This is a genomic window from Pseudalkalibacillus sp. A8, from assembly GCF_045920555.1.
Taxonomy (GTDB): Bacteria; Bacillota; Bacilli; order Bacillales; family Fictibacillaceae; genus Pseudalkalibacillus.
Window position 1 is genome coordinate 1016548 of the sequence record NZ_CP174509.1, and the last position, 23981, is coordinate 1040528.

A 23981-nucleotide genomic window follows, 5' to 3' on the forward strand; every position below is an offset into this window, starting at 1 on the left:
ATAACGAATCAGGCGATTTTTTTGTATACATAAGAGAGGGGCTGCCCACAAAAGTCTATTGTGTAGACTTTTGGGACAGCCCCGTTTTTTTAAGGGTTGTACGTTTTAACAGTCGTTTTTGAAGATAGAAGTGGAAGAACAATGCGAATGGTTGTGCCTTCCTTATATTCCGACTCGATTGAAAGTCTACCTCCGTGCTCACGGACGATTTTCCGGCTCATCATCAAGCCAAGACCAATTCCTTTTTCTTTTGTGGAGTAGAAGGGTTCACCAATATACTTCAGTCGTTCTTTTTCGATTCCTTTACCTGAATCAATGAATAGAAGTTCTACGTATGGATCTCTGGCGAGGATTTTTATATTCAATTCCCCGTCTTTTTCCATAGCTTCCATTGCATTTTTCATAATGTTGATGAAAACTCGTTTTAGTGCATTCTTTTGACAGTTAAGCATGATTCTCTGTTCATTTATGTATTCAACATCCATGTTGATGCCTTGTAAAAAGGCAGTTCCTTCGAATAATCGCACACAGCTGTCCACAATTTCATGTAATTCAGTCTCCTCAAGGCTGATGACATGAGGTTTTGCTAGATCCATGAATTCATCTGCGATCCGTTCGATGCTATCCAGTTCGCCACTGATGATCTCCAGATAGCTTGTCAAAAGGGAATCGTCAATTTCATCCTTGATCATACGGATGAAACCTTTCACACTCGTTAAAGGATTCCTTAGTTCGTGGGCGATTCCGGCAGCAAGCTGACCGACCGTCGACATCTTCTCTAGTTGCATGGAAACATGCTCATCCTCGAGGCGTTTCGTAATATCCCTTGCGATAAGCAAAATCATATCCTCTGAATGTCTCGTGTATTCGTTCGAAATCAACGGAGTAAGAATTGCATCAAAAGTATAAGTGTGCCCATCCTTATCAATTGTGAAAGCGATCTGATCAGCTTTTTTAGTTTTGAAAACTTGATGGATGATATCATACATTAATCCTTGTTCTTCATCCACTACATAATCATCCATGAACCCATACATATTGGTGATCGTTGAGTTTTTCATCCAGCTTTGCAATGAGGAGGATACAAATTGTACAACGCCTTGTTGATTGAAGGTGACAACGAAATCTGAAGTCTTTTCAAGTATCAGGCGGTATTTCATTTCACTTTCACGTAATGCCTCTTCTGAATGTTTTCGATCGGTGATATCACGTCCGACGATAACAAACTTTTCATATGGTGCCTGGTTCTCATACAATGGTGAAGCAATCAATTCAATCCAAATGTACCCTTTACTTGCGTGTTTATAGCGAATTTGGGCTTTTGCAGAACGACCTGCCTCGATCAATTGTTGGATCTGCTTGAATACATGTCTCCTGTCCTGAGGATGGATATGTCTGAAAACATTCATGTTCAGATAGGATTCAGAAGGATAACCTGTGATATCCAGATGGGAAGGCGATGTATAGACGAATTTGCCAGACAAATCGACAATCGCGACAAGGTCTTTCATATTTTCAGTGATCAGTTGATAAGAGTTCCGTTGTTCCAGGTATTTTTCATGGAACAGGATCTGTTTGGAGATGTCGATATATAACCTAGCTACAGCGATCCGTTCCCTTCTGTGATTATAAATGTTCATATAACAGATCGACACATCTTTAATGGTTCCATTTTTATGTACTCGTTTTGTATTCGTAACTAGATATGTATCGTTTTTTCGTAATTGGCGTACGATTTCTTCATATTCCTTTTCGTAACTAGAAGGAAATAGTGAAACCGAATTCCCGATCAACTCATAATCTTTCCATCCGAACATTTCCGTAAAAGCCGGATTGACGTTGTACACTTCTCCATCCACATTCTGAATCAAGATTGCATTTGGAGAAGAGAGAAAAATAGAGTGCAACATCCGTTCATCTGTCATCATCTTCGTCGCCTTGTATGGGGTATCTAAAATGACCCCGCAATATTTAACACCGCTTTCGGGGCTTAAAGGTGTTATTCTTACTGCTTCGAACATAAGGTCATGTTGTGAAATGGAAAAATGTTCGAGGGTCACAGGTTGACCATCTTCCATTGCTTGCTTACATGAAGCGCTCAACATCTTCGCATTGAGGAACACCTTTTCAATATGCTGGCCGATACAGCTTCTATCTATTTGGAGGACATCTCTTGCAGCCTCATTGATATAATTGAGGTGTCCTTGTTGTTCATCTATAAAAACCAGAAGTATATAGGGCTCCGGATAACTATCTAATATTGAATGTTCAAATGGCTTCACTTTACACACCCCCTGACCAACCGACAAAAGTCATCAGTATTAAGCATTCTTCTAATGGATACACATTCCTTCTTAAATTTGACATTAATTTCGGCTCTTGTACTAACAACATCGTCATAAACACGGACCTTTTTCATCGTTCAACTATATTTGAGCAAAAAGTACTGGGCTATATAAAAGAGGTCGACCGTTCGAGGTCAACCTCCTAAAAATCAATTTTAACGTTCAGGAAGCCCGCTTTAACAAGGGACTTGATGATGATGACTAACGCTGGGCCGATGACCAACCCGACTATGCCTAAAAGGGCAAACCCGATATATAGGCTGGCAAGTGCTGCCAAAGCGCTGATTCCAAGGCTCGATCCCAGAATTTTCGGTTCGATGATTCTTCTGAAAATCGTAATCAACAAGAAGAGGACAAGCAAACCGATCGCTAACCGCTGATCCCCGACATATAGATGGTATAACGCCCAGGGGACAAGGAATGAACCTGTTCCTAGAATCGGAAGGATATCCACAATCACAATCAAAAGAGAAAAGATCAAGGCGTATTTCACATCTAAAATCAAAAGACCGATCCAAGCAATGATGAATGTAAGGAAACTTAAGATCACTTGAGCTCTAAGAAAACCGATAAATGCAAATGAAAGCTGTTGAAGCACAAGTTGTACTTTCTCTTTGGCTTGTTCGGAAAACATGTTGAGAAAACCAGCATGGATCCTTGGAAGGTCCAAGCTGATCAAGAATAAACTCACCAGATAAATGAGTCCTTTGATAAGAAGAACTGGAACAGCTGTCAGAAACCCGACCAAGCCATTGGCGATATTGGATAGGAAGTCAACAGAAAATTGCCTTAGATCATTTAAAGCATCCTGAATCGTAGAAACGTATTCAGGGGGAATTTCCTGATAATACTGCTGTAATTGGAAAATAAGGCTTTCAACGTTTTCAAAGATATATTGGGCGAATTCTGGAAGTTGTTCAGTAAATTCAATGATCTGGACAACTAATGTGGTTACTGCCCAGTATGTCCCGAGCGCCATCAAAGCAAGAAACAGTGTAAATGTAATGGTTACACTCCAAACCCGTTTCAGTGAAAACGACCGTATCAACAGTTTTACAAAAGGCTCAAGCATAACAGCTGTCAATAGAGCTAACACGAGCGGAATACTATATGGGATTAGAAAAATAATGACACCGATAAGTAATAGGAACGGAATGTATTTCTTCAACTCCAACTTTGTGTCTCCTTAAGGACAAAAACCCATTGTCGTTTCTGTCTAATATAAATTATCATTATTATACCTTTTAAAAGAGAAAAGAACAGCTATTCTGAAAAAATTCTAATACAAAGAACGATTCTAAATAGGTATTTTATAGGAATATAGTTATGTAAGCGAGGCGTATTTCGATTCCATATGAATAAAAAGGTCTGTTCCTATAAAACTATTTATGCGGTTTTGTGCGATTTATGTCATTTATACAATAATTACACCTTAATTTCTGTTATTCTACAAGTATAGCAAGAAGGGGGGAGAATGTTGAACATTGGGTTAGAACGTTTTGCTCACATGAACAAAACATTAGTAGAAAGCGAAAATAAAACCTATATTCAATCATTCGAGGATTTATGTTCAAAGGTAAGGGAAGGAAAGACCGTATATTTTTCCACAGAGGAGCTATACGGTACGATTGAAAAGAATGGAGAAGCAAGGGTCACGATTACAGTCGCAACAGAAAAAGAAGTCGACCGGATCGAGGGGACGACCTTAAAGCTCCAGAATGTGTATTTTTATTTGAAAAAGACCTTATTTTTATTAACTGAACAACCAAATAGAACTTGCTAGGGAATAGACCTCTTTGAAGGAGCCTTCAGAGAGGCTTTTTTACATATAAGATATTAATTAGTAAAGGTTACTCGAAAATAGTATGTGATCTACCAATCATTATTTTTTTCATAACCCAACTTGATCAAAAGGTCACCGGCAATAGCCTTGAATTGTTTTTTCATTTCCTCATCAAATATCAGCTGCCAATTACCAGCTTGCCCTTTACGGAATGTAGGAGATTTGCCTGGATCTACATTGGCTTGCATCCTATCGACGATCGCCTCGATTTTCATCGGCTTTTTTTCAATCTCTAAGAATCGGAGGATTTTCCTGAGTTCATTTCTTTGCGATTCTTTAGAATGGACAAGACTTTCATAAGGAACAAGAATAATATTCGTCTCAGACATCCAGCCTAAGAAATTTTGATAGAACATATTGATGTTCGAACGGTGTGTGTATTCGGTATTGAAACCAGTGGTCATTGCTAAGCATCTATCTCTGATGTTCATATTATTTTCGGTGAAGTAACGCTCATAAGGATGTCCTTTGAACTTCATGAAAAAATAGGCATAAGAAACGACAATGTCTCGCGGATCACGGTATAAAAAAATCTGCTTCATATTGAGTTTCTTGAAAAGTTCCGCATATTGCGGTGAATAGTGCAGATGCCCATTAGCGAAATGGTTAGCAGGCATCGAAGACAGAATCCTCCTATGTTCCTCTAATTGGTGGAGTAGCCCAGGGTAAATGAAAGTATGATGATTCAAGGAAGGAATACCCTCTAATAATGGCCTTAACAAGTGTGTACCACTCTTTGCGATGGAATTAGCAAAGAAAGGTTGTATCTGTTTATTTCCATGATGTCCCATACGATTGTGCCCTTCTTCCGGATCAATAGTCATATATATTATATGGCGCAGTTGTTAAACGTGTTTGGACAACCATCTAAGAGATATGGCCTATCTTTACATAAAGTTTATGAAATATGGTTGTGCCATCCATGGATTTTGTTTTTGATAGAATCGTAATCTTTCAATATAAAAATATATCGAAATGGGGCAATGAGAGATGAAGAGATGGTTACAAGCAGTTATAATGATAGCGCTCACAGTTTCCTTCCTGAATCCAATTTCAGGAGGACAAAAAGCAGAAGCTGCGACAACTGGGGATGTGGTAATCAATGAAGTCGCCTGGATGGGAACGACAGAAAATTACCATGATGAATGGATCGAATTGTATAATCCGACCATGAATGATATTTCCCTTGATGGATGGACCTTGGATGCTGTTGATGGAACACCATCCATTTCCCTATCGGGTACCATCCCTGCTAACGGCTATTACCTTTTAGAGCGGACAGATGACGATACTGTACCTGATGTGGAAGCTGATCTCATCTACAGCGGTGCACTCAGTAACAGTGATGAAGGATTGGAATTGAAGGATAACAGCGGTGTTTCCGTCGATTCAGTTGATGAGTGGTATGCAGGGGACAATAATACCAAAGCGACGATGGAACGGGTTGATGCATCAGAAAGTGGAACGATAGCTTCCAATTGGACGACAGCGACAGCTACATATAGTGTAGGTTACGGAACCCCTGCTTCAGGAGTAGAAAATACTTCGACGTCTTGTGATACTGATACGGAGCAGTTGAATAATGTATCGGAAACCATCGGGTCGATCAATGTGTATTTTAACAAGTGTGCTTTAGCTGAATATGCTAGCGCCAGTGGAAATAAGGCGAACTATAATGTGAACCTTGAGGAACGGTTGATCAACCGAATAAACCAAGCCACGACAAGCGTAGATTTTGCTACATATGAAATCAATCTGCCGAAAATCGTAGATGCTTTGATCAACAAGGCTGCTGAAGGCATTGACGTAAGAGTTCTAGCGGACTCTAAGGATGCTGATGATCCGCACTACGCGGAACGGTTTGAAACGATGCGTCTTTATTTAGAGAAAATGGCTCGTGGAAACGATTTGGAAGTCGGTACAGCCGATGATATTTCGATTTTTTCAGATTCACCGATGTTTGCGGTAGAGGACCAATCGAAACGAAGTGAATTCGGTTTACCAGGTTCACCAGATGATTATCCTTTTGTAACCACGACAGTCGGGACCACTGAGACTTCAGGCTACCTATTCGTCGAGGGTGAACAAAAGACGGACGGAACATATTACTCACCTGGTAACCAAATGCACAACAAATTCGCGGTCATCGATGATCGTTGGGTCTTTACTGGCAGCTGGAATTTTACAGTAACAGGGCTTTACGGATCTGAGGAGAACATGGCGAACGGTGTGCTTGATGGAAACCAACAGCATGTTATAGAAGCACATTCCCCTGAGCTGGCTTCTATTTATGAAACTGAATTCAATGAAATGTGGGGGAGTTCCACAATGAACCCTTCTCCCCAAGAGGCTAATCTCGGTCCGCGTAAAACAGATAATACCCCACATGAGGTCACGATTGGTGGAAAAACAGTGGAAATCTTTTTTTCTTCCGGAGATGATGCAATCGGAAAAATGAGCGAGCTTGTTAAAAATGAAGCGGATCTCAGTGCCTATTTCACGATTTTTGCATGGTCGGATCAAACCCTGGTAGATGAACTGAAATACAAGTGGGAAGGATCCTATAACGATCTAGAAGGAGCATTGACAGGATTTGATGTAAGGGGCGTTTTCGATAGCAGCTTCTGGAACCAATGGTGGTCCGCAAGCATTGAGATGACAGGACGAACGGCTTCACAAACAAGCAAGAATAACCCGAATATCCGCTGGGCGAACCCTGCTCCAGTCTATATTGATGCGGAAACGCGTAAGCTTCATAGCAAAACGATGTTGGTTGATGCAGACTCATCAAGCGATCCGACTGTAGTGGTGGGCTCGACAAACTGGAGTACGAACGGCAATGATATCAATGATGAAAACATGCTCATCATCCATGATTCTTTAATTGCAAACCAGTTCTTGCAAGAATTCTATGCACGTTATTCACAAGCGGGCGGAACGATTCCTGTTCAGTGATGAAAGAAGAGGCTTCCAAAGGACATACATCCTTTGGAAGCCTCTTTATGGTATGTTCTTACTATTTTCTAGGATTGTATCGTGTTTTTCTAGGATTACCTCAGGAATTTCTAGGATTAGGTGAAGAAATTCTGGGATTCCACTCGAATTTTCTAGGAATCACGACATTCTTCACAACCCCGCTTGAACAGACTTTGCTGTGTCCATACTTGCAAGGATCCCCTCAAGTGCCTGGATCAAGGCTTCAACCTCTTTTTTTGATGTCGATTTTCCAAACGAAATACGGACGAGTTCTCTCGCTTCTTCTGGTGATCGGCCGAGTGAAAGCATGGTTTTTGAAGGTGATTGTTTACCGACCGAGCATGCGGATCCAGTCGAGACTGCGAATCCTTTCCGGTTAAGCTCAAGCATCACATATTGTCCTTCCAAACCCTTTACCCGGAAACCGATAATTGCAGGGAGATGCTCAGCCGGATGTCCTTCAATAACGATCCGATCATCAGATTTTGCGAAGTCCACGAAGTTGTTCCTCAACATACGGAAGTGTCTTTCATAGTGTGCCATGCTATCTATCATTTCCTCGGCGGCTGTAACGAAGGCAGCATTTCCCGGCACATTTACAGTACCTGAACGGAACCCATTTTCGTGGGAGGAACCTGGAATGGATGCACACCAAGAGACATTCGGGGCAATATAACACGCACCGACCCCTTTCGGTCCATACACTTTGTGGCTGGATATGGATAAGCTGTCTAAACCGATACCTTTCACATCAATAGGGATTTTCCCGAAAGTTTGAACACAATCACTATGGAACAGGACCCCGCGTTCTTTTAAAAGCAGTCCGATTTCTTTCAACGGTTGCACAGTTCCGATTTCGCTGTTGGCGTGTCCGATACTCACAAGGATCGTATCTTCCTCCAAAGCCTCTCTGACAGCAGCAACCTCTACGGTACCAGTTGAATCGACAGGTATTTTCGTAACCCGAAATCCTTCATTCTCTAAAAGTAAAAAGGTATTGGCGATCGACGCGTGTTCTGTCTCAGTCGTAATCAAGTGCTTGCCCTTGGATGCATTGCCGCGTGCCATCGAGACAATGGCAAGATGATTGCTTTCCGAACCACCACTTGTAAAATAAACCCCTTCTGGATTTCCATTGAAGTAGGTTGCGAGTTGCCTGCGGGATTCTTCGAGTAATGACTCGGCGTCACTTCCTACGTCGTGCAGACTGGATGAATTCCCGTAATATCGTCTAGAAACTTTAGAATATACACGTATGGCTGTTTCAGACATAGGTGTCGTAGCAGCATGATCTAAATAAATCATAGGTAACCTCCTAAGAAAACCTCTTGCTATAAGTTTAATTTTATGTAAATATAGGTGTCAAGACACATGTAAATAAATCTGATGTCTAATCAGTCGGGAGGTCCTTTTATGAAAACACGAAAAACGGATGTCCTAATCATCGGAAGTGGACTCTCTGGGTTAATGACTGCAGAGCTTCTTTCTTCGCGAAAGAATGTGATGATTTTCACAAAGAAAAGGGTCGAGGATAGCAATTCCTATTTAGCACAAGGTGGGATAGCGACTGCGATGCAGGAAACGGATGACTGGTATGATCACTTTCTTGATACGTTACAGGCTGGTTGCTTCCATAACGAATCAGCTGCGACAAGACAACTTGTAACAGATGGCCCTGAGATGATTCAGAAGCTTGTGGAGCTCGGTGTCCAATTCGATCGCCAATCAAACGGAACTTACCAATACGGAAAAGAAGGGGCCCATAACCGTGCCCGAATTCTTCATATCGGCGGTGATTCGACAGGGAAACATTTGATTGACACTGTAAAAAAGAGAATCATAGAAAAGGATCTTGTTGTCGAAGGGGAGACAGCTATAAAGCTGATCGTCAAAAACAACCGTTGTGTAGGTGTTTGGAGCATGGATGAGTATGGGAATATGACTGCAACCTATGCCCAGGCTGTCGTCTTGGCAACAGGTGGTCTATCAGGACTGTATCCTCTGAACTCAAATGCGTCGACCATTACAGGTGATGGGTTGGCACTCGCCTATGTTGCAGGTGCAGAACTTACGGATCTGGAATTCATCCAATTCCATCCGACATTGTTAGTGAATGAGGAAGGAAAGAGTGTTGGCCTTGTTACAGAAGCGATTCGGGGTGAAGGGGCTGTATTGGTAGACGAATACGGCAACCGACTTATGAAACACGAGCATCCTTTAGAGGATTTAGCCCCACGGGATGTCGTTTCCCGTGTCCTTTACCGCGCGCGAATGGCTGGCAATAAAACCTTTCTTGATATCCGAAGCATCAATGATTTTCAAAAACGCTTTCCGACGGTTACACGTTTATGTAAAGAAAATGGTGTTTCCATAGAAAAAGGATTGATCCTGGTCGCACCTGGTGCCCATTTTACGATGGGGGGCGTTGAAACAGATGTAGATGGCCGTACCTCAATCGCTGGCTTGTATGCTGTTGGCGAGGTGGCGAATACGGGTGTACACGGGGCTAATAGACTCGCAAGCAATTCCTTATTGGAAGGGGTTGTCTTCGCAAATAGGTTAGCACATTCGATACGATCTGAAACTGACATCGCGCTGATTTCAGGATTAGAGTGGGAAGGAATTGAGATACTAGCTGATTCCCCGACGTATGAAGAAATACATGAAATAATGAACAACCATATCGGAATTGAACGGGATGAACATGGTTTAAACCAGGCTCTCCGATGGTTTGAACGATATATAGATACGACTGTAATACACGAGTTTCCTAGTTTAGGAGAAATAAAGAAACGCAATCAGATTTTAGTAGGATGGCTGGTTGCAGGATCAGCTTTACAACGAACGGAAAGCCGCGGAAGCCATTATCGTACAGATCATCCATATCAGCGGGAAAAATGGCAGCAACGCAGAGTGAAGAGGAGGAAAGAATGCTATGAATCGGTTAAAAGTACGGCAGGAGCTTGAAAGGTTTTTCATAGAGGATATTGCTACAGCCGACCTTACAAGCCAGTTATTGTTCCAACCTGATCGATTGGGGACAGGGCGGTTATTCATGAAGGAAGACGGTGTTTTTTCAGGAGAGCAGATTGTTCGGGAAGGTTTTAATCTGATTTCAGAACAAATAAAAGTTGAGCTCCATGTGCATAATGGATCGGAGTTGACGAAAGGAGAAACAATCGCCACTATCTCCGGACCTGTCGTATCGATTCTTGAAGGGGAGCGGGTGATCCTCAATCTGATCCAACGGATGTCAGGGATTGCAACGATGACGAGCGATGCTGTAAGACTCCTGGGCGGCTCTGGCCCCAAAATCTGTGATACCCGTAAAACGACACCAGGTCTGCGGATGTTTGAAAAATATGCGGTTCGTTCCGGTGGTGGCGTGAATCACAGGTTGACTCTTGATAGCGGCGTTATGATCAAAGATAACCATATCGCAATGTTCGGAAGTATCGAGAATGCAGTTCAACATGTTCGAGCGGCACTCGGTCCGATGACGAAAATCGAAGTGGAAACAGAATCAGTGGAACAAGTGAAGGCTGCCGTGGAGGCGAAAGCGGATATCATCATGTTCGATAACAGGTCCCCGCATGAGATCAAAGAGATGGTGGGACTGGTACCCGAGCATATCGCTACTGAAGCATCAGGAGGGATCACCCTCGATACATTAGCTGCCTATAAGGATTGCGGTGTACAATTCATTTCATTAGGTGCATTGACACATTCAGCAAGAGGACTGGACATCAGTCTCGAATTGGAGGTCGACTAAAGATGGGCGTATTAGATATTTTGCAAAAAAAGAACACAGGTTTACCGGAACATTACCGTCATATGAGTGAATCTGAAATGGTTACACGGATTCGAGCCATCAAGGAACAGATGGGTCCGGAATTGTATCTTCCAGGTCACCATTATCAAAAGGATGAAGTCATCCAGTTTGCAGATGATACGGGTGATTCTTTGAAGCTTGCCCAGCTTTCCGCTGAAAACGAACAAGCGAAATACATTGTCTTTTGCGGTGTCCATTTCATGGCGGAGACGGCTGATATTTTATCGAGTGATGAACAAATTGTCGTGCTCCCTGACATGAGGGCAGGTTGTTCAATGGCGGATATGGCGGATATCTATCAAACTGAAAAAGCGTGGGAGATTCTACAGGAAACGTTCGGGGATACGATCATCCCGCTGACCTATGTCAATTCCACCGCGAGCATAAAAAGCTTTGTTGGTAAAAATGGGGGTGCGACAGTGACCTCTTCTAATGCGAAAGCAATGGTTGAGTGGGCGTTGACCCAGAAGGAACGCATCCTGTTTTTACCGGATCAGCATCTAGGCAGGAACACTGCTTATGACTTAGGTGTACCACTTGAGCAGATGGCAGTATGGGATCCGATTTCCAACGTTTTGGAGTGTGATTCACTTATTGATGATGTACGTGTAATCTTATGGAAAGGTCATTGCTCCGTCCATGAAAAATTCACGATGGAAAACATCAAGCAAGTCCGAAAGGAGATGCCGGATGTTACTGTGCTTGTCCATCCTGAGTGTACGTTTGATGTCGTTCAAGCATCGGATATCAATGGATCAACCAAAAAAATCATCAATACGATTGAACATGCACCAGCAGGTTCCTCATGGGCGATCGGTACAGAAATGAATTTGGTCAATCGTCTGATCCAAACCCATCCTGACAAAAAAATTGTTTCATTGAATCCGAATATGTGTCCGTGCCTGACAATGAACCGGATCGACCTTCCCCATTTGTTATGGGCATTGGAATCAATTAGAGAAGGCGAAGTGATCAACCAGATCAAGGTTGATAAGGAAACTACAAATTTTGCAAAAATTGCCCTCGAACGAATGTTGGATAAATCCATATAATGTAAATAGGCTGACTCCTCTAAAAGATGGGGTTCCCGGCCACTACAACATAAGCTCATTAATCATCCGTTTATATCTCATGTTGTGTGATCGGGCCGCATTTTTTACGGGTCAGCTTTTTTGACGTATATTTTGCATTTTCTGATATCGGTGCAAACTCAAAATTTATCGTAGTAAATCCAAAATTTATCGGTGCAAACTCAAATTATTTCGTCAATTTCCATTTCTACGACAGTGGATCAGTCCCCATCCATTTCTTCTACCGGGACAAAGTAGTGGTTTTTACGATAGGCTATGGCTTCCATCTTCGCAATCATTTCTCCATCACTCTCAACCCGGATGTTATACCAGGACGTTCGGTGGTTACGTTTCTCTTCAGTTGCGGTGGCTCTCAGTTTGGAACCGGGTTGACCAGCAGCTATGAAATTGACGGTCGTCGATAACCCGACAGATGTTTTCCCATATGAATTGCAAGCAGCTGCGAATACATAATCGGCGATAGCAAAAGTGATCGCGCCGTGGACTGTGTTATGAGTATTCAGCATATGATCCTTCACTTCCACCTCCGCAGTCGCTGTACCTTCACCAAGCTCCACAAGTTCAATTCCCAGGAATTGAGCGTAAGGCTCTGCTTTTAGTGTGTCGAAAATCTGGTTGTAAAATCGCTTATGTACTTCAAGTTCATCAATATGCTTTTTCATTTACATCTCTCCCATCCATTTGTTACTACTAATCATATAGAAAGAAGTCAGGAGTTGAAAAGAATTTATCCTTTGCAGCTGAAAGATTCAAAGGGGGTTTATTCTTTGATGCACAATGCTTGTTTTGGATTAATTTCTTTTAATAAAATATAGCTGGAATAGGACATCGAGGAAAAGGAGGGAGATCTGTGAAAGGAACCCTGGAGAATATCAGTTTTTTTGTCATCGGTCTATTTATCATGACACTTGGAATCAGTGCGACGATCGTTTCCGGTTTAGGGGCTTCCCCGCTTGATGCATTGAACGTAGGATTGACGAAGCATTTCGGATTGACTGTCGGCAGTTGGGAAGTCATCGGAGGAATTATCCTCGTTTTTATCAACGCATGGATTCAAAAATCGAAACCGACTTATTTTGCGATTGTAACCGCAATGATAACAGGAATCTTCATTGATTTTTGGCTTTTTACACTTTGGACGGTTTGGGAACCTACGGGGCTTACGTTGAAAGCATTGGTGCTTGGTTCAGGTCTCCTGTTGCTCGGATTAGGGATCTCGATATATCTGCATTCTAATTTGGCATTGATCCCAGTCGATGGTACGATGATCGCTCTTCATAAGCGTTACGGGTTCAGGCTTGCAGTCGCCAAGACGATAGCTGGGGTTTTTATCTTGATGCTTGCACTGATAGCGGGTGGCCCGGTCGGAATCGGTACATTGATCGTAGTCCTTTGTGTGGGACCGATTATTGGATTTTTCCACAAGTATATCACTTCTCTGAAACAAATGATCGACAGCCGGTTGTATAAATGTCCTTCCAATTGAGGGATTTGTAGATTTTGAGTATCACGACAATAAAACGGGATACACGACACTCCTGCTGGAACAGCGAACCAGGCGAGACCCTGGTTTATGTACAGAGAAGTGATGTCCAGCTCTGCGACCAGTCACTTGGATCACTTCAAACTTCCTGCGGCGGTCGACACATGATTTAGATCGGAGTATTACCCACGCAGAACCGAACTGAGTTTGGTTCGAGCCTCCTCGTCAGTCTTCCAGTGACCTACGTGACTATGCGGGTCGCTTCCGCTTTTCTTTTGCCCGCGGAAAGGGAGTGAATTTCGCATATAGGAACGTTTTAAAAAATCACGACATTTCAATTTCATCCTCCCTATGAAAGAAGGAGAACCAGCTTTTATCCCGAACTTTAAGACAGAACATATTTTCGTTTTAATAAGGAGGATAAAATGAAAAGCTTGGATGAGAAATCGTTTAACCGTGCAAAAGAGTATCTTTTAAACAATGGCCGAGAATTAGAAAAAGCGTTATTCCTCTATCACTTCGAGGCCGGATCAAAGGAAGATGTATTGAGAACACTCAAAAACTATCAGAATGCAGATGGCGGTTTCGGGAACCAAATTGAACCAGACTTCCAGCTTGAAATTTCTTCCCCAATGTCGACATCAAAAGCCTTTCAAATATTCAAAGAGTTAGAGGTTTCAGCGGATCACCCGATGGTTCGGGGAGCAATGGATTATTTAATTGAAAACTATGACCAGGATCAAGGGCGCTGGCATGCTGTACCACCTGAAGTAAACAATGTTCCTCATGCACCGTGGTGGCATTACGATCATGAAAATGAACGTGTAATGGTGGAAGCGGCCTGGGGGAATCCCAATGCTGAATTGACTGGTTATCTATTACGTTACAAAGAACTCTCTCAAGAGGAAATGCGTGAAAATCTGGAATCGAGATCCCTTACACATTTTAAGGAGCTCGATACCCTGGATATGCATGAAACCTTTTGTTATCTAAGGATGGCTGAAGAGTTAAGCGAATCAAACCGAAACATGATCATAGAAAAGGTGAAGGAACACATCCCTGAACTTGTAAATTTGAAACGTGAACAATGGTCGCATTATGGGATGCAGCCAGTCCAATTAGCTGATCGTCCAGACTCGCCATTTTATAAAGAAATGAGCGAAGCTGTTGAAGGAAATCTTGATTATATAATTGATCAACAAAAGGCTGACGGCTCATGGCACCCTAATTGGGAGTGGGGACAGTACGAACAGGATTGGCCAAAAGCAAAGGATGAATGGAAGGGAATCTTAACCTACGAAAATTTAAAACTCTTAAAAGCTTACAAGAGGTATGAAAAACAACCTGTTCAATCGTGAAGTCCCTTAGAGGAGATGAGCAAGGAGGCAATCCATACATAGACTTCACAATGCACCTTAGATTTTTTAACGAATAAAAATGGAGGTGTAAGGAGATGGATATTTTAGTTATTGGTGGTACGAAGTTTGTCGGGAGGCATATCGTAGAAGCAGCTATCAAAAAAGGGCATAACGTTACCCTTTTCAACCGGGGCAATAATCGAGAGGTGTTCCCTGATCTTGATTGGATCCAGGGTGACAGAATGGAAGACACCAGCATAATCAGCGGTAGGAAATGGGATGCTGTAATCGACACATGTGGTTATCATCCGGAAACTGTACGAAAATCTGTACAAGCTGTCGTGAAGTACACGGAACTCTATACGTTCATTTCGACAGCATCTGTCTATAAGAATTTCATAAATAAGGATCATATTGATGAAGAAGCTCCTGTTCTAACGTTGACCGAAGAGAAATTATCCGCCATTGACCAAACGGATGATATCACCCCTGAAACATATGGCCCCTTGAAATACCACTGTGAACAAGTGGTGTACGAAGAGATGGCAGGACGAGGACTTGTCATTCGTCCAGGACTGATTGTAGATCCATATGATCCGACTGACCGTTTCACATATTGGGCTAAACGTTTAGCGGAAAGATGTGAAATCCTTGCACCTGGAAGACCTGATCGGAAAATCCAATTCATTGATGTCCGTGACCTTGCAGAATGGACGATTCACATGGTCGAACAACATATCATCGGAACATTTAACGCGGTTGGTCCGGAAGTGAAGCTGATGATGGAAACCTTCCTGGAGAAAGGCAGATTGCTCTTCAACAATAAAGCTGAAATTACTTGGGTATCGGAATCTTTCTTGAAACGCTGTAATGTCGCACCTTGGGTCGAAATGCCATTATGGATTCCTGAAACATATCCGCTTTCAGATGAACTTCCTGCTCCCAATGAAGATATCGGCCTCAACAATTTTAAAGCGATCAAACAGGGATTGACCTTCAGACCATTTGAGGAAACACTCAAAGATACTCATGACTGGTTCTCAGAAGAAGATCGATCACTTTCTGATGCTTGTCTGGATAAGAAGAAAGAGAAGATGATTCTAAAAAAATGGATGCAAGCAGCAAGCGTGTAAAAAACAAAGGACAGCCTAAGAGTGGGCTGTCCTTTGTGTATTCAATTTCTTCATGATGATATAGTTTACAAGGATCAAGGTATAGAGAGTGAAATATTTAATAAACGAGAGATGCAAACCCCAATTATTATGGTGCATCAGACCGATTTGCAGAGCAATCCATTCGCAAAACACGATCAAGAGTGCCAACAGACCATAAAACTACCCTTTAACCACCAGTTCCGATGCAACGGAAAGAACAGGATGAACACAAATGCTGAAATTGGAATGAAGCTGATCCGGATGAGAATATCCGACCATTGAACATCGGCCTTTAAATAGTGATAAAATTTATATTTCCCCTTTAAAATGGCATCCATCACAAGTGCCCAATATAATGTGAAGAAGAGTGTGCCGTAGACTTCGATCTTGAAAAAAAACGCTTTCTGTGAATACATCCTGGACTTAAGAATAGTTTCCTCATTAAGAAGAAATTCAACAGCAAGATGACGTACAAGGTAGGATAGATAGGGATAGAATAAATCGTTTTCCACCCAGTATAATTGAACATCTCGCTATGATTTGCGGCAAACCACTCATACCCGAGTGAAACACTGTCCAGGCGGGGATATACATCACTTTTAAATGGAAAAAGGCTGATGAATAGAATATTGATAGCTGGATAGGTGACCATTGCAGCTAGAAAATCGATATAGTGAACACCAGGTTTGAAATAAGCATAGAGTTTATATTTTCCACCAAGAATCGTATCGGCAACAAGCGCTATATACAAGGTGAACCAAGAGCTCATATACATTTCGATCCTTTTCATTTCCTTTGGGGCAAGATAGGCGATGGCAGTAAAAATCCAAAAACTTATAAGTAATAAGATCATAGCAACCCCATCCAACTGACTTTACCTTCAGTATTACCAAATAGCCCCCCCTGGATGATTTGGGAAACCAGGTATTGATACCTCATTTCTGCTACCCAGAGTATATTATATTAAAATATGTTAATAAATGGTAATGCCTATAAAAGAAAGAGTGTTGAAGGTGTCGATATTTTTATGTTCTATAATATATACACTTGCTGCATGGAAATGGGGAGACTGGAGGAATTGGAAAACCTATTATCCTACTATACTTTTCTTCCTTGTTGGAGATTTATTGTATCAGTTTCTTTTCCATGACTATTCCATGTGGGAATTCGAGAACTTACGCGTAGAGAGTTTGATCCACTTGAACCACACACACATTTCATTGTTCCTCATGGCCGTTAAATACCCAGCGACTATCTTGATTTATTTGGGGAATTTTCCAAAGAGACCAATTTATCAGTTCTTGTACATATTGCTATGGGTGTTCATCTATTGCCTTAACGAGTTGACCAACTTGTGGCTCGGTGTGATCTCCTTCCATAACAGCTGGCATTTTGGATGGTCCATACTTTTCAACTTCTCTATGTTCGTCATTCTATTTGTGCATCATAAAAAGCCCTTGTTAGCCTGGGGGATATCTGCAGTGTTCATCTTTTTCCTATGGAACGTACACGGGATACCAAAAGACATATTAAAATAAAAATTTAAATAATCAATCTAAACCGTATTTCTTTTCGCCATCCCAAGTCATAATTTTAGGATTACTTTCAAGGATTTGATAGAATATTCAGGTAATCAGACTTGAGGTGGCAACTATGAATAATGTGAGCAACTACATACAATCACGATACTCCTTTTTCTATGGATGGATCATCGTCTTTTTGGGCGGCCTTGGTTTATTCTTTTCTGGGCCTGGCCAAACCTATGTAAACGCAGTATTCATTGATTCATATATCGAAGAGTTTGGATGGAGCAGATCGCTCGTATCGGGCATATATTCTGGAGCAACGCTTTTGTCAGGAGCTTTGCTGTTTTTAATGGGAAGAGCCGTAGATAGGTTCGGACAGCGCAGGATGTCTCTGATTATCGGAATCATGCTTGCTATAGCATGCTTTTGGAACAGTTTTGTCTTCTTGCCTTCAATGCTATTCATTGGCTTCTTCATGTTACGTTTTTTCGGGCAAGGCTCAATGACACTCGTTCCGAATACGCTCGTACCTCAATGGTTCATTGAGAAACGGGGACGGGCACTCAGTTTCATGGCAATCGGAGGTTTCCTAAGTTCAGCTTTATTTCCTCCACTTACAGCATGGCTTATCGGAGCGTTCAGCTGGGAGGTTGCATTTCGTATATTAGGAGCCACGGTTCTGTTTATTTTTGTACCGCTTGTCTTTATATTCATGAAAAACCGTCCCGAGGAAATCGGGCTTAAACCGGACAATACTGTAAGACAAGTCAGGGAAGATGGAACCGAAATAGAAGCAGAAAATCCGAATGATATTTCTTGGACACTGAAGGAAGCGATGAGGACAAGACAATTTTGGATGATCCTGTTTTGTGTCAGCATTCCGGCACTTGTGAATACAGGTATAACGTTCCATCTCGTTTCCATTTTCACAGAAGGGGGATTAGGTAGGGGCACCGCCGCTTTCATTTTAAGTCTTATGGCCATAATCGGTTTTCCGATTACAATGGTTTCAGGTTTTATTCTTGAAAGAGTAAAAGTCAATGTGGTCCTATCCGTCAGCTTTCTCGGTCAGTTGGCCTTCGTTATCATCCTATTATTTACTGAGTCATATTGGATGGCGATCTTATTCGGGGTGATATGGGGTATGGTAAATGGTTTAGAGAGGATTACTTTATCCATTATTTGGCCGGATTACTTTGGGCGTAAGCATTTAGGAAGCATAAAAGGATTGGCGATGACGACGATGGTAATTGGATCAGCATTCGGGCCATTACCGTATGGATTTGCTTATGACCTTTTCGGTGGCTATAAAGAAATCCTTTTACTTACAATGATTTTCCCTATTCTTGGATTTATTTTTGCCCTCATTTCTCCAAAGCCTGAAAAAGCATAAAGAAATGGATCTGTTATCCTTAATTGGTTTTTTTGGCAAAATTCACTCCCTTTCCCCGGGCGATACGCATGTGCTCGTTCATCGGCTGCGGAGTCTCACCTGGCTCGCTTTTCCAGTAAGAGTGTCATGAATTTCGCTAAATGCAATTTTCTACATGAAATCAACATTCACCTTTAATAATCCCATAGAAGAAAGAGGATGCTCTTAGGGATACCACCCTACGAGTCATCCTCTTTTTTGGTTTAACGAACTAACCTCGTCTTTCCGCCATCAATATGCTTTTACTGTCTTTTTCCCACATTTTCGTATAAGGATTGAACAAGCTCTCGAGTTTATCAACAAGCCCAAGGGTCAGCAGACCATTCCCGACAGCTTTATTGGAATAATCAAGCGGGGTTGTCCGTCTTACGAGCTGTGCATACAACTCTGGTTCAGTCAACACACGCCCGAATTCCTTTGCTGTCAGGTTGTTCAATAATATCAATGCACCTGAAACATGTGGTGTTGACATCGAGGTTCCCGATAACTTTGCATATCTATTATCTGGAAACGTTGATAAAATATTGATACCAGGAGCAACTAAATCGATCTCATCGTTTGTATTCGTAAATCGGGCGATTTTTCGCTGGAAGTCAACTGCGCCCACCTGGATGACTTCATTATAAGCACCCGGATAGGAGAATTCATCCGTGTCCTCTTTATTATCCCCTTCATTACCTGCAGCACAAACGACACATACATGGTTGTCGACAGCATATTTGATTGCATCATGTAATTCATCAGTGCCTTGAGGACCTCCAAGTGACATGGAGATGACCTTCACTTTTTCTCCATCAGGACCAGTCCAGTCAACTGCATGACGGATTGCGTCGACAATCCATTCCATCCTGCCGCTTCCTTGCTTGGTCAATACTTTCAAAATCAACAGGTTGGTTTCCGGGGCAACACCTGCAATCCTGTTATCTCTTCCAATCGCGGCTATCGTACCAGCAACGTGGGTTCCATGTCCGTTGTTATCAAGATAATTGTCTGGATCGCTATTAAAGTCAGTTGTAAAGTTACGGCCTCCAATCACCCGCCCTTCCAAGTCAGGATGGTTTGTTTGGCAACCCGTATCAATGATCGCGACGACATTCCCTTTACCTTTGTCAGCCCTGTCCCATAATTCGGGAGCTTCAATCATCTGGACACCTTCAGGGATACTCGTTAATTCTTCGATGATCTCTTCCACTTGATAAGGAATCAGTCGGACATCAGTCATTTTTCATCCTCCTTTTTAATATAATCATCGAATGCGATAAAACTATTCTGAATAATCAAACTATAAATGAAATTATATGAAAATACAATAGTGTGAAATACCTGATTATCTGTTGAATAGTGTAAAATCCCATCTACTAATTCTTTATGTATAACCTACCCTTCTCCTAAATATGGTAAAATGTGTAGATGTTGAGTTTCGTAGGGGGGATTTTTTTGAAAGAGAGGTATTTTTGGATAGCGATCATCTTAACAGTCATCATATGGACTGGTAATTATACATATTTGCAATCTAAGCAATTAACCGAACCTATCTTTCTTAAACACTATTATGAAGTGCCCTTAGAGGAAAGAATGCCTTTGGAATTCTTTTATGTAACTAATAAAAATGATCCAGGGGTGGTGAATGGCATTACCGTAAATGGCATTCATTTTTACTCCTCGCAGGATGGGTTCATGTTCCAACAGGAAGGACCAGTGTATAAAAAGGAGTACATACATCATCAATTACGTTCTTTTACTATAGATATGCCTAAGGAGCTGCTTCCGATTGAAAGTGACGAACAATGGTTGTTTACATATTTCAAGCCTTCTTTCAATAATGGTATTGACTTCGATCACGAAGTTGATATCGGGTATGTGAATATCCGAGGAGAAAGACAACGTAAGCCACCTTTGAAATTCCAAATGAGCGGAAGCGGAAGTGACCATCGTTCCCTGCATCAATTGAGTGCTACAGAAAGACTCAAGATCAAGGAAATCGATATTCCTATGTTGAACAAATATCCGGGTCTGGTGGAAGTGAAAGTCAATGATGGACAAGGGAAACTGACTGTTCCTGAAAAACATGATCCTGATATCAACACAAGGGACCTAAGATCAAATTGGAATAAGGTGCCTGGTATATCACTTCGAGATATCGAACTTCCGATTGAAATTGAAAAAGGTGATTGGATCAGTTTTCATACGAAGATTGATGAAAACAATACCATGTATTTGAAATTCAACATCTGGATCAGAGGAGAATCAACAGACGGAGAAGATTTCGAGATACCGCTACAGGTTTGGGATGAGCCTTATTTAGAGCAGAAAGATATAAATGAACTTATTAAACAACGAGGAGGGGAGGAGTGATGAGGCAGGCATTCGCGAAAATGTTTTGGGGCTTTTTATTTGTATTGGTAGAAATCCATATCATCGCTTTCGACCTACTACCAGATCCTTTGGGATACTTCTTTATATACCTTGGACTTGAGAAGATACGGTCAGAATATAAAACAGGAAATTGGTCACGTCTGGTTGCGCTCATCCTTTTCGCCTTTTCGCTTCCGACTATTTTCATTCAGCAGACAAACAATGATTTCACCGGCGTATCTATGAGTGATGGGTGGCCGTTATACATGAATGCATTAGGTATCGGGAAATTGATCCTTGTCTTCTATGTGTTCCAAATTATGATCAAGCTGGCACAACAGTTTGGTGATGAAGCGATTCTAAGGCGGACGGAGCAGACCTTTAAAGCCTACATAATCGCGATGTTGATCGTCTCTTGTGTGCAACCATTCCTGATGAATACGAGCAGGGACGCCGGAATCGGAGCGGGGCTTGTTTTGATAGGTGTAAGCCTGATCATGGATATTGTTCTTCTTATACTGTTGTTCAAATTCCGTAAATTAGAAACGGATCGATTAGATACTGAGGAACCAGTCGTAGATCTGAAGACTTGATCTTTCTTGAAATAATTTTCTGATTCAAGAGTAAAAGAGCAAAATCTTCTGTTAAGGAATAGGAGTTTTAAAAATGACAATTCAGATATATGAATTTGTACATTTACTTGGTACTGGAATTTTAGTTTTTTAATTTCTATTCTTATCTTAGACAGAGGTGGGTAGAAAGGGAAGTACTCGATGATAGCTTTTTCATAGTTATTTGGTACGCCGGAGTTTTCCTTCTATTCAATAAAAAATTGACTAGATTAGGGTGGATTTTTATGACTTCGCCATTAGTTTATTTTACTCATCATGTTTTCTTGAAAGGTTGTTTCATGATGGACAAATGGCTATGTATACAAAAATATCAACGCTCAGATGGAATCTCTGAGCGTTTTTTTGTTCGGTTAATATGCGATTTTTGTCTATCTTACATATTTAACGTCTTTTTCGTGAACAAGGTATGTTCTGAAGTCACCTTTTATCTCAAGGTATCCGGAATCATATCTCCATATCACTATATACGTTTTACCGCGATAGATTACTTTTCTACCTCTATCCACAGGTTGATTCCTCCTTCAAGGTGAACGAATCAACTCATTACCGGAATTTCGGTACTTATGAGCCTCATGTCTTGTTTCAACAACATCTGGTTTGCCAGCAGTAAAGAATGGAAAGCATTTTTATGTTCATTTAGATGTTCATAGCAAATCGCTTTTTCGGATATGACTAGTGCTACCCATGACTCATTTTTTTGCGATTGGAAAATCGATTCTGATTTCTTGATTTCTGTCAGTGCTTGTTTATAATTTCCTAGTTTCATCAATACTTTACCAAGTACATAATGACATTGACCATGCAAATGTGATCGTGGTTTAACAAGAGCTAATCCACATTTAGCAAAATATTCGGCCTGCTTCACGTCGTCGATGTAGAGATAGGAAATGGCAAGCTCATAGTAATTATTCACCGTTATCCGTGGTACATCTGCTTTCAATGCTTCATCCAAACATCCATGGAGTTCCTTTAATGACTCCTCAATTTTGTTGTGTTTTCGTAAAAGAATCCCTAAATTGATTCTTGATCCTAAATATTTTTCCGGCTGTTCGTGGAGATTCAAGAATTTAATCGCCACTCTTGTCGATACGATCCCTTCTGCAAACTTGTTCATATACAATTCAGCTAGGCCTTTCAACATGTAAAAATGTCCGTTTGAATATGTAACTTCGTTTACTTCCATAATCCCGATCGCTCTATTGATTACATCAAGTCCTTTTTGGAACTCTTTCACGCGGCAATAACAAAGGGCGAGGTTATAAAGAAGTTTGATTTGAAGAAGGCTGTCTACCTTTGTGTGATAAGATTCGATGAGTACAGCGGCATTGAGGGCAGCGGCAATTCCATCTTTATAATTTCCAAGCTTTCGATTTGATAAGGTCCTGTAATAGTAAACTTCTACAATTTCATTCGTATCTGTTGAAGATAAATAAAAGAGGGATTCCTTGAAGTGGATCAGCGCTTTTTCATCTTCATCCAGCTTTTCATATATTTGGCCAAGCAATTTATGTGCCAGCCATTTTTCAGGGAAGGGAACATGTTCAATCTTGATGAGTTCTTTCAATCGAGTTTCCGCTTCCTTGTATTTCTTGACTTTATAAAGCGTTGTACATATATTAAGTGATTTCTTAATGTCCTCTGAAGTGGTTGAAGAAACGGATGTGTCTTTGATTTCCCCTAGTAGATCACCAACGGAAACACCTAGTTTGTGAGATAAGTATTCTATCGTCCGGAGGGAGGGGGTAGTCAAATCTCGTTCAATGAGGCTTAACATGGCGCGGCTTAATTGATCCCCAGCTAAATCTCCCTGGGTAAGTCCTAAATCTTTTCTCAACCTTTTAATCCTTAGTCCTACACTACTTTCCAAATAAATCGCCTCCCAACTCCATTTTACCACAATGTAAATTTATTGAAAGAATTTTTAAATAATTAAATATATTATTCAAAAAAGGAT

At 41.4% G+C, this 23981-nt stretch carries 20 protein-coding genes; 12 read left to right on the forward strand and 8 right to left on the reverse strand.

Annotated elements, in window-relative coordinates:
* Window positions 1-89 precede the first annotated feature (89 nt).
* Window positions 90-2282, reverse strand: coding sequence for a PAS domain S-box protein (locus ACJROX_RS05325; RefSeq protein ID WP_408009722.1), 2193 nt, complete (start codon window positions 2280-2282; stop codon window positions 90-92).
* Window positions 2283-2487: 205 nt separating this feature from the next.
* Complete coding sequence (gene ytvI, locus ACJROX_RS05330) at window positions 2488-3519, reverse strand: sporulation integral membrane protein YtvI (protein ID WP_408009723.1); 1032 nt, start codon at window positions 3517-3519, stop codon at window positions 2488-2490.
* A gap of 303 nt (window positions 3520-3822) precedes the next feature.
* On the opposite strand from ytvI, the gene ACJROX_RS05335 reads away from it, so the two are divergent.
* On the forward strand, window positions 3823-4128 hold the full coding sequence (locus ACJROX_RS05335) for a hypothetical protein (RefSeq protein ID WP_408009724.1): 306 nt from the start codon (window positions 3823-3825) through the stop codon (window positions 4126-4128).
* A gap of 89 nt (window positions 4129-4217) precedes the next feature.
* Here the strand turns inward: ACJROX_RS05335 and ACJROX_RS05340 are convergent, their stop codons facing one another.
* The gene (locus ACJROX_RS05340) at window positions 4218-5012 is read right to left on the reverse strand and encodes a sulfotransferase domain-containing protein (protein WP_408009725.1); all 795 of its coding nucleotides are present in this window, start codon (window positions 5010-5012) and stop codon (window positions 4218-4220) included.
* 166 nt (window positions 5013-5178) lie between these two features.
* On the opposite strand from ACJROX_RS05340, the gene ACJROX_RS05345 reads away from it, so the two are divergent.
* The gene (locus tag ACJROX_RS05345; protein ID WP_408009726.1) at window positions 5179-7143 is read left to right on the forward strand and encodes a phospholipase D-like domain-containing protein; all 1965 of its coding nucleotides are present in this window, start codon (window positions 5179-5181) and stop codon (window positions 7141-7143) included.
* A 171-nt stretch (window positions 7144-7314) separates the two neighbouring features.
* On the opposite strand, the gene ACJROX_RS05350 is transcribed toward ACJROX_RS05345, so the two are convergent.
* Complete coding sequence (locus ACJROX_RS05350; protein WP_408009728.1) at window positions 7315-8469, reverse strand: IscS subfamily cysteine desulfurase; 1155 nt, start codon at window positions 8467-8469, stop codon at window positions 7315-7317.
* 108 nt (window positions 8470-8577) lie between these two features.
* Here ACJROX_RS05350 and nadB point away from each other — a divergent pair, with 108 nt between their 5' ends.
* Genes nadB through nadA form a run of 3 tightly spaced genes read left to right on the forward strand, consistent with a single transcriptional unit; the run spans window position 8578 to window position 12048 of the window.
* Complete coding sequence (nadB, locus tag ACJROX_RS05355) at window positions 8578-10131, forward strand: L-aspartate oxidase (protein WP_408009729.1); 1554 nt, start codon at window positions 8578-8580, stop codon at window positions 10129-10131.
* A complete protein-coding gene (gene nadC, locus ACJROX_RS05360; protein WP_408009730.1) occupies window positions 10100-10936 on the forward strand; it encodes a carboxylating nicotinate-nucleotide diphosphorylase in 837 nt (278 codons plus the stop codon). Before nadB ends, nadC begins: the two co-directional genes overlap by 32 nt.
* A 2-nt stretch (window positions 10937-10938) precedes the next feature.
* The gene (nadA, locus tag ACJROX_RS05365) at window positions 10939-12048 is read left to right on the forward strand and encodes a quinolinate synthase NadA (protein ID WP_408009731.1); all 1110 of its coding nucleotides are present in this window, start codon (window positions 10939-10941) and stop codon (window positions 12046-12048) included.
* Between the two features lie 239 nt (window positions 12049-12287).
* Here nadA and ACJROX_RS05370 read toward each other — a convergent pair whose 3' ends face one another.
* Entirely contained in the window at window positions 12288-12749 is a 462-nt protein-coding gene (locus ACJROX_RS05370) for a PaaI family thioesterase (protein ID WP_408009732.1), read from the reverse strand.
* 188 nt (window positions 12750-12937) lie between these two features.
* On the opposite strand from ACJROX_RS05370, the gene ACJROX_RS05375 reads away from it, so the two are divergent.
* From ACJROX_RS05375 to ACJROX_RS05385, 3 genes are all read left to right on the forward strand, one after another.
* Complete coding sequence (locus tag ACJROX_RS05375) at window positions 12938-13573, forward strand: YczE/YyaS/YitT family protein (RefSeq protein WP_408009733.1); 636 nt, start codon at window positions 12938-12940, stop codon at window positions 13571-13573.
* Window positions 13574-13995: 422 nt separating this feature from the next.
* Complete coding sequence (locus tag ACJROX_RS05380) at window positions 13996-14928, forward strand: hypothetical protein (protein ID WP_408009734.1); 933 nt, start codon at window positions 13996-13998, stop codon at window positions 14926-14928.
* A gap of 95 nt (window positions 14929-15023) precedes the next feature.
* Window positions 15024-16061 carry an NAD-dependent epimerase/dehydratase family protein gene (locus tag ACJROX_RS05385; RefSeq protein ID WP_408009735.1) on the forward strand — a complete coding sequence of 346 codons (1038 nt, stop codon included), beginning with the start codon at window positions 15024-15026 and terminating at the stop codon, window positions 16059-16061.
* A gap of 358 nt (window positions 16062-16419) precedes the next feature.
* On the opposite strand, the gene ACJROX_RS05390 is transcribed toward ACJROX_RS05385, so the two are convergent.
* Window positions 16420-16935 (reverse strand): hypothetical protein, encoded by a 516-nt coding sequence (locus ACJROX_RS05390; protein WP_408009736.1) that lies wholly within the window; start codon window positions 16933-16935, stop codon window positions 16420-16422.
* A 133-nt stretch (window positions 16936-17068) separates the two neighbouring features.
* Here ACJROX_RS05390 and ACJROX_RS05395 point away from each other — a divergent pair, with 133 nt between their 5' ends.
* Together ACJROX_RS05395 and ACJROX_RS05400 are read left to right on the forward strand one after the other, a co-directional pair.
* A complete protein-coding gene (locus ACJROX_RS05395) occupies window positions 17069-17620 on the forward strand; it encodes a CBO0543 family protein (protein WP_408009737.1) in 552 nt (183 codons plus the stop codon).
* A 115-nt stretch (window positions 17621-17735) separates the two neighbouring features.
* Window positions 17736-19001 (forward strand): MFS transporter, encoded by a 1266-nt coding sequence (locus ACJROX_RS05400; protein WP_408009738.1) that lies wholly within the window; start codon window positions 17736-17738, stop codon window positions 18999-19001.
* Between the two features lie 250 nt (window positions 19002-19251).
* Here ACJROX_RS05400 and ACJROX_RS05405 read toward each other — a convergent pair whose 3' ends face one another.
* Complete coding sequence (locus tag ACJROX_RS05405; protein WP_408009740.1) at window positions 19252-20262, reverse strand: S8 family peptidase; 1011 nt, start codon at window positions 20260-20262, stop codon at window positions 19252-19254.
* Between the two features lie 215 nt (window positions 20263-20477).
* Between ACJROX_RS05405 and ACJROX_RS05410 the strand changes: the two genes are divergently transcribed.
* Both ACJROX_RS05410 and ACJROX_RS05415 read left to right on the forward strand, forming a co-directional pair.
* The gene (locus tag ACJROX_RS05410) at window positions 20478-21395 is read left to right on the forward strand and encodes a hypothetical protein (RefSeq protein ID WP_408009741.1); all 918 of its coding nucleotides are present in this window, start codon (window positions 20478-20480) and stop codon (window positions 21393-21395) included.
* Window positions 21395-21988 (forward strand): hypothetical protein, encoded by a 594-nt coding sequence (locus tag ACJROX_RS05415; RefSeq protein ID WP_408009742.1) that lies wholly within the window; start codon window positions 21395-21397, stop codon window positions 21986-21988. Before ACJROX_RS05410 ends, ACJROX_RS05415 begins: the two co-directional genes overlap by 1 nt.
* A 574-nt stretch (window positions 21989-22562) precedes the next feature.
* Here the strand turns inward: ACJROX_RS05415 and ACJROX_RS05420 are convergent.
* Window positions 22563-23894 (reverse strand): helix-turn-helix domain-containing protein, encoded by a 1332-nt coding sequence (locus tag ACJROX_RS05420; protein ID WP_408009743.1) that lies wholly within the window; start codon window positions 23892-23894, stop codon window positions 22563-22565.
* Window positions 23895-23981: the final 87 nt, after the last annotated feature.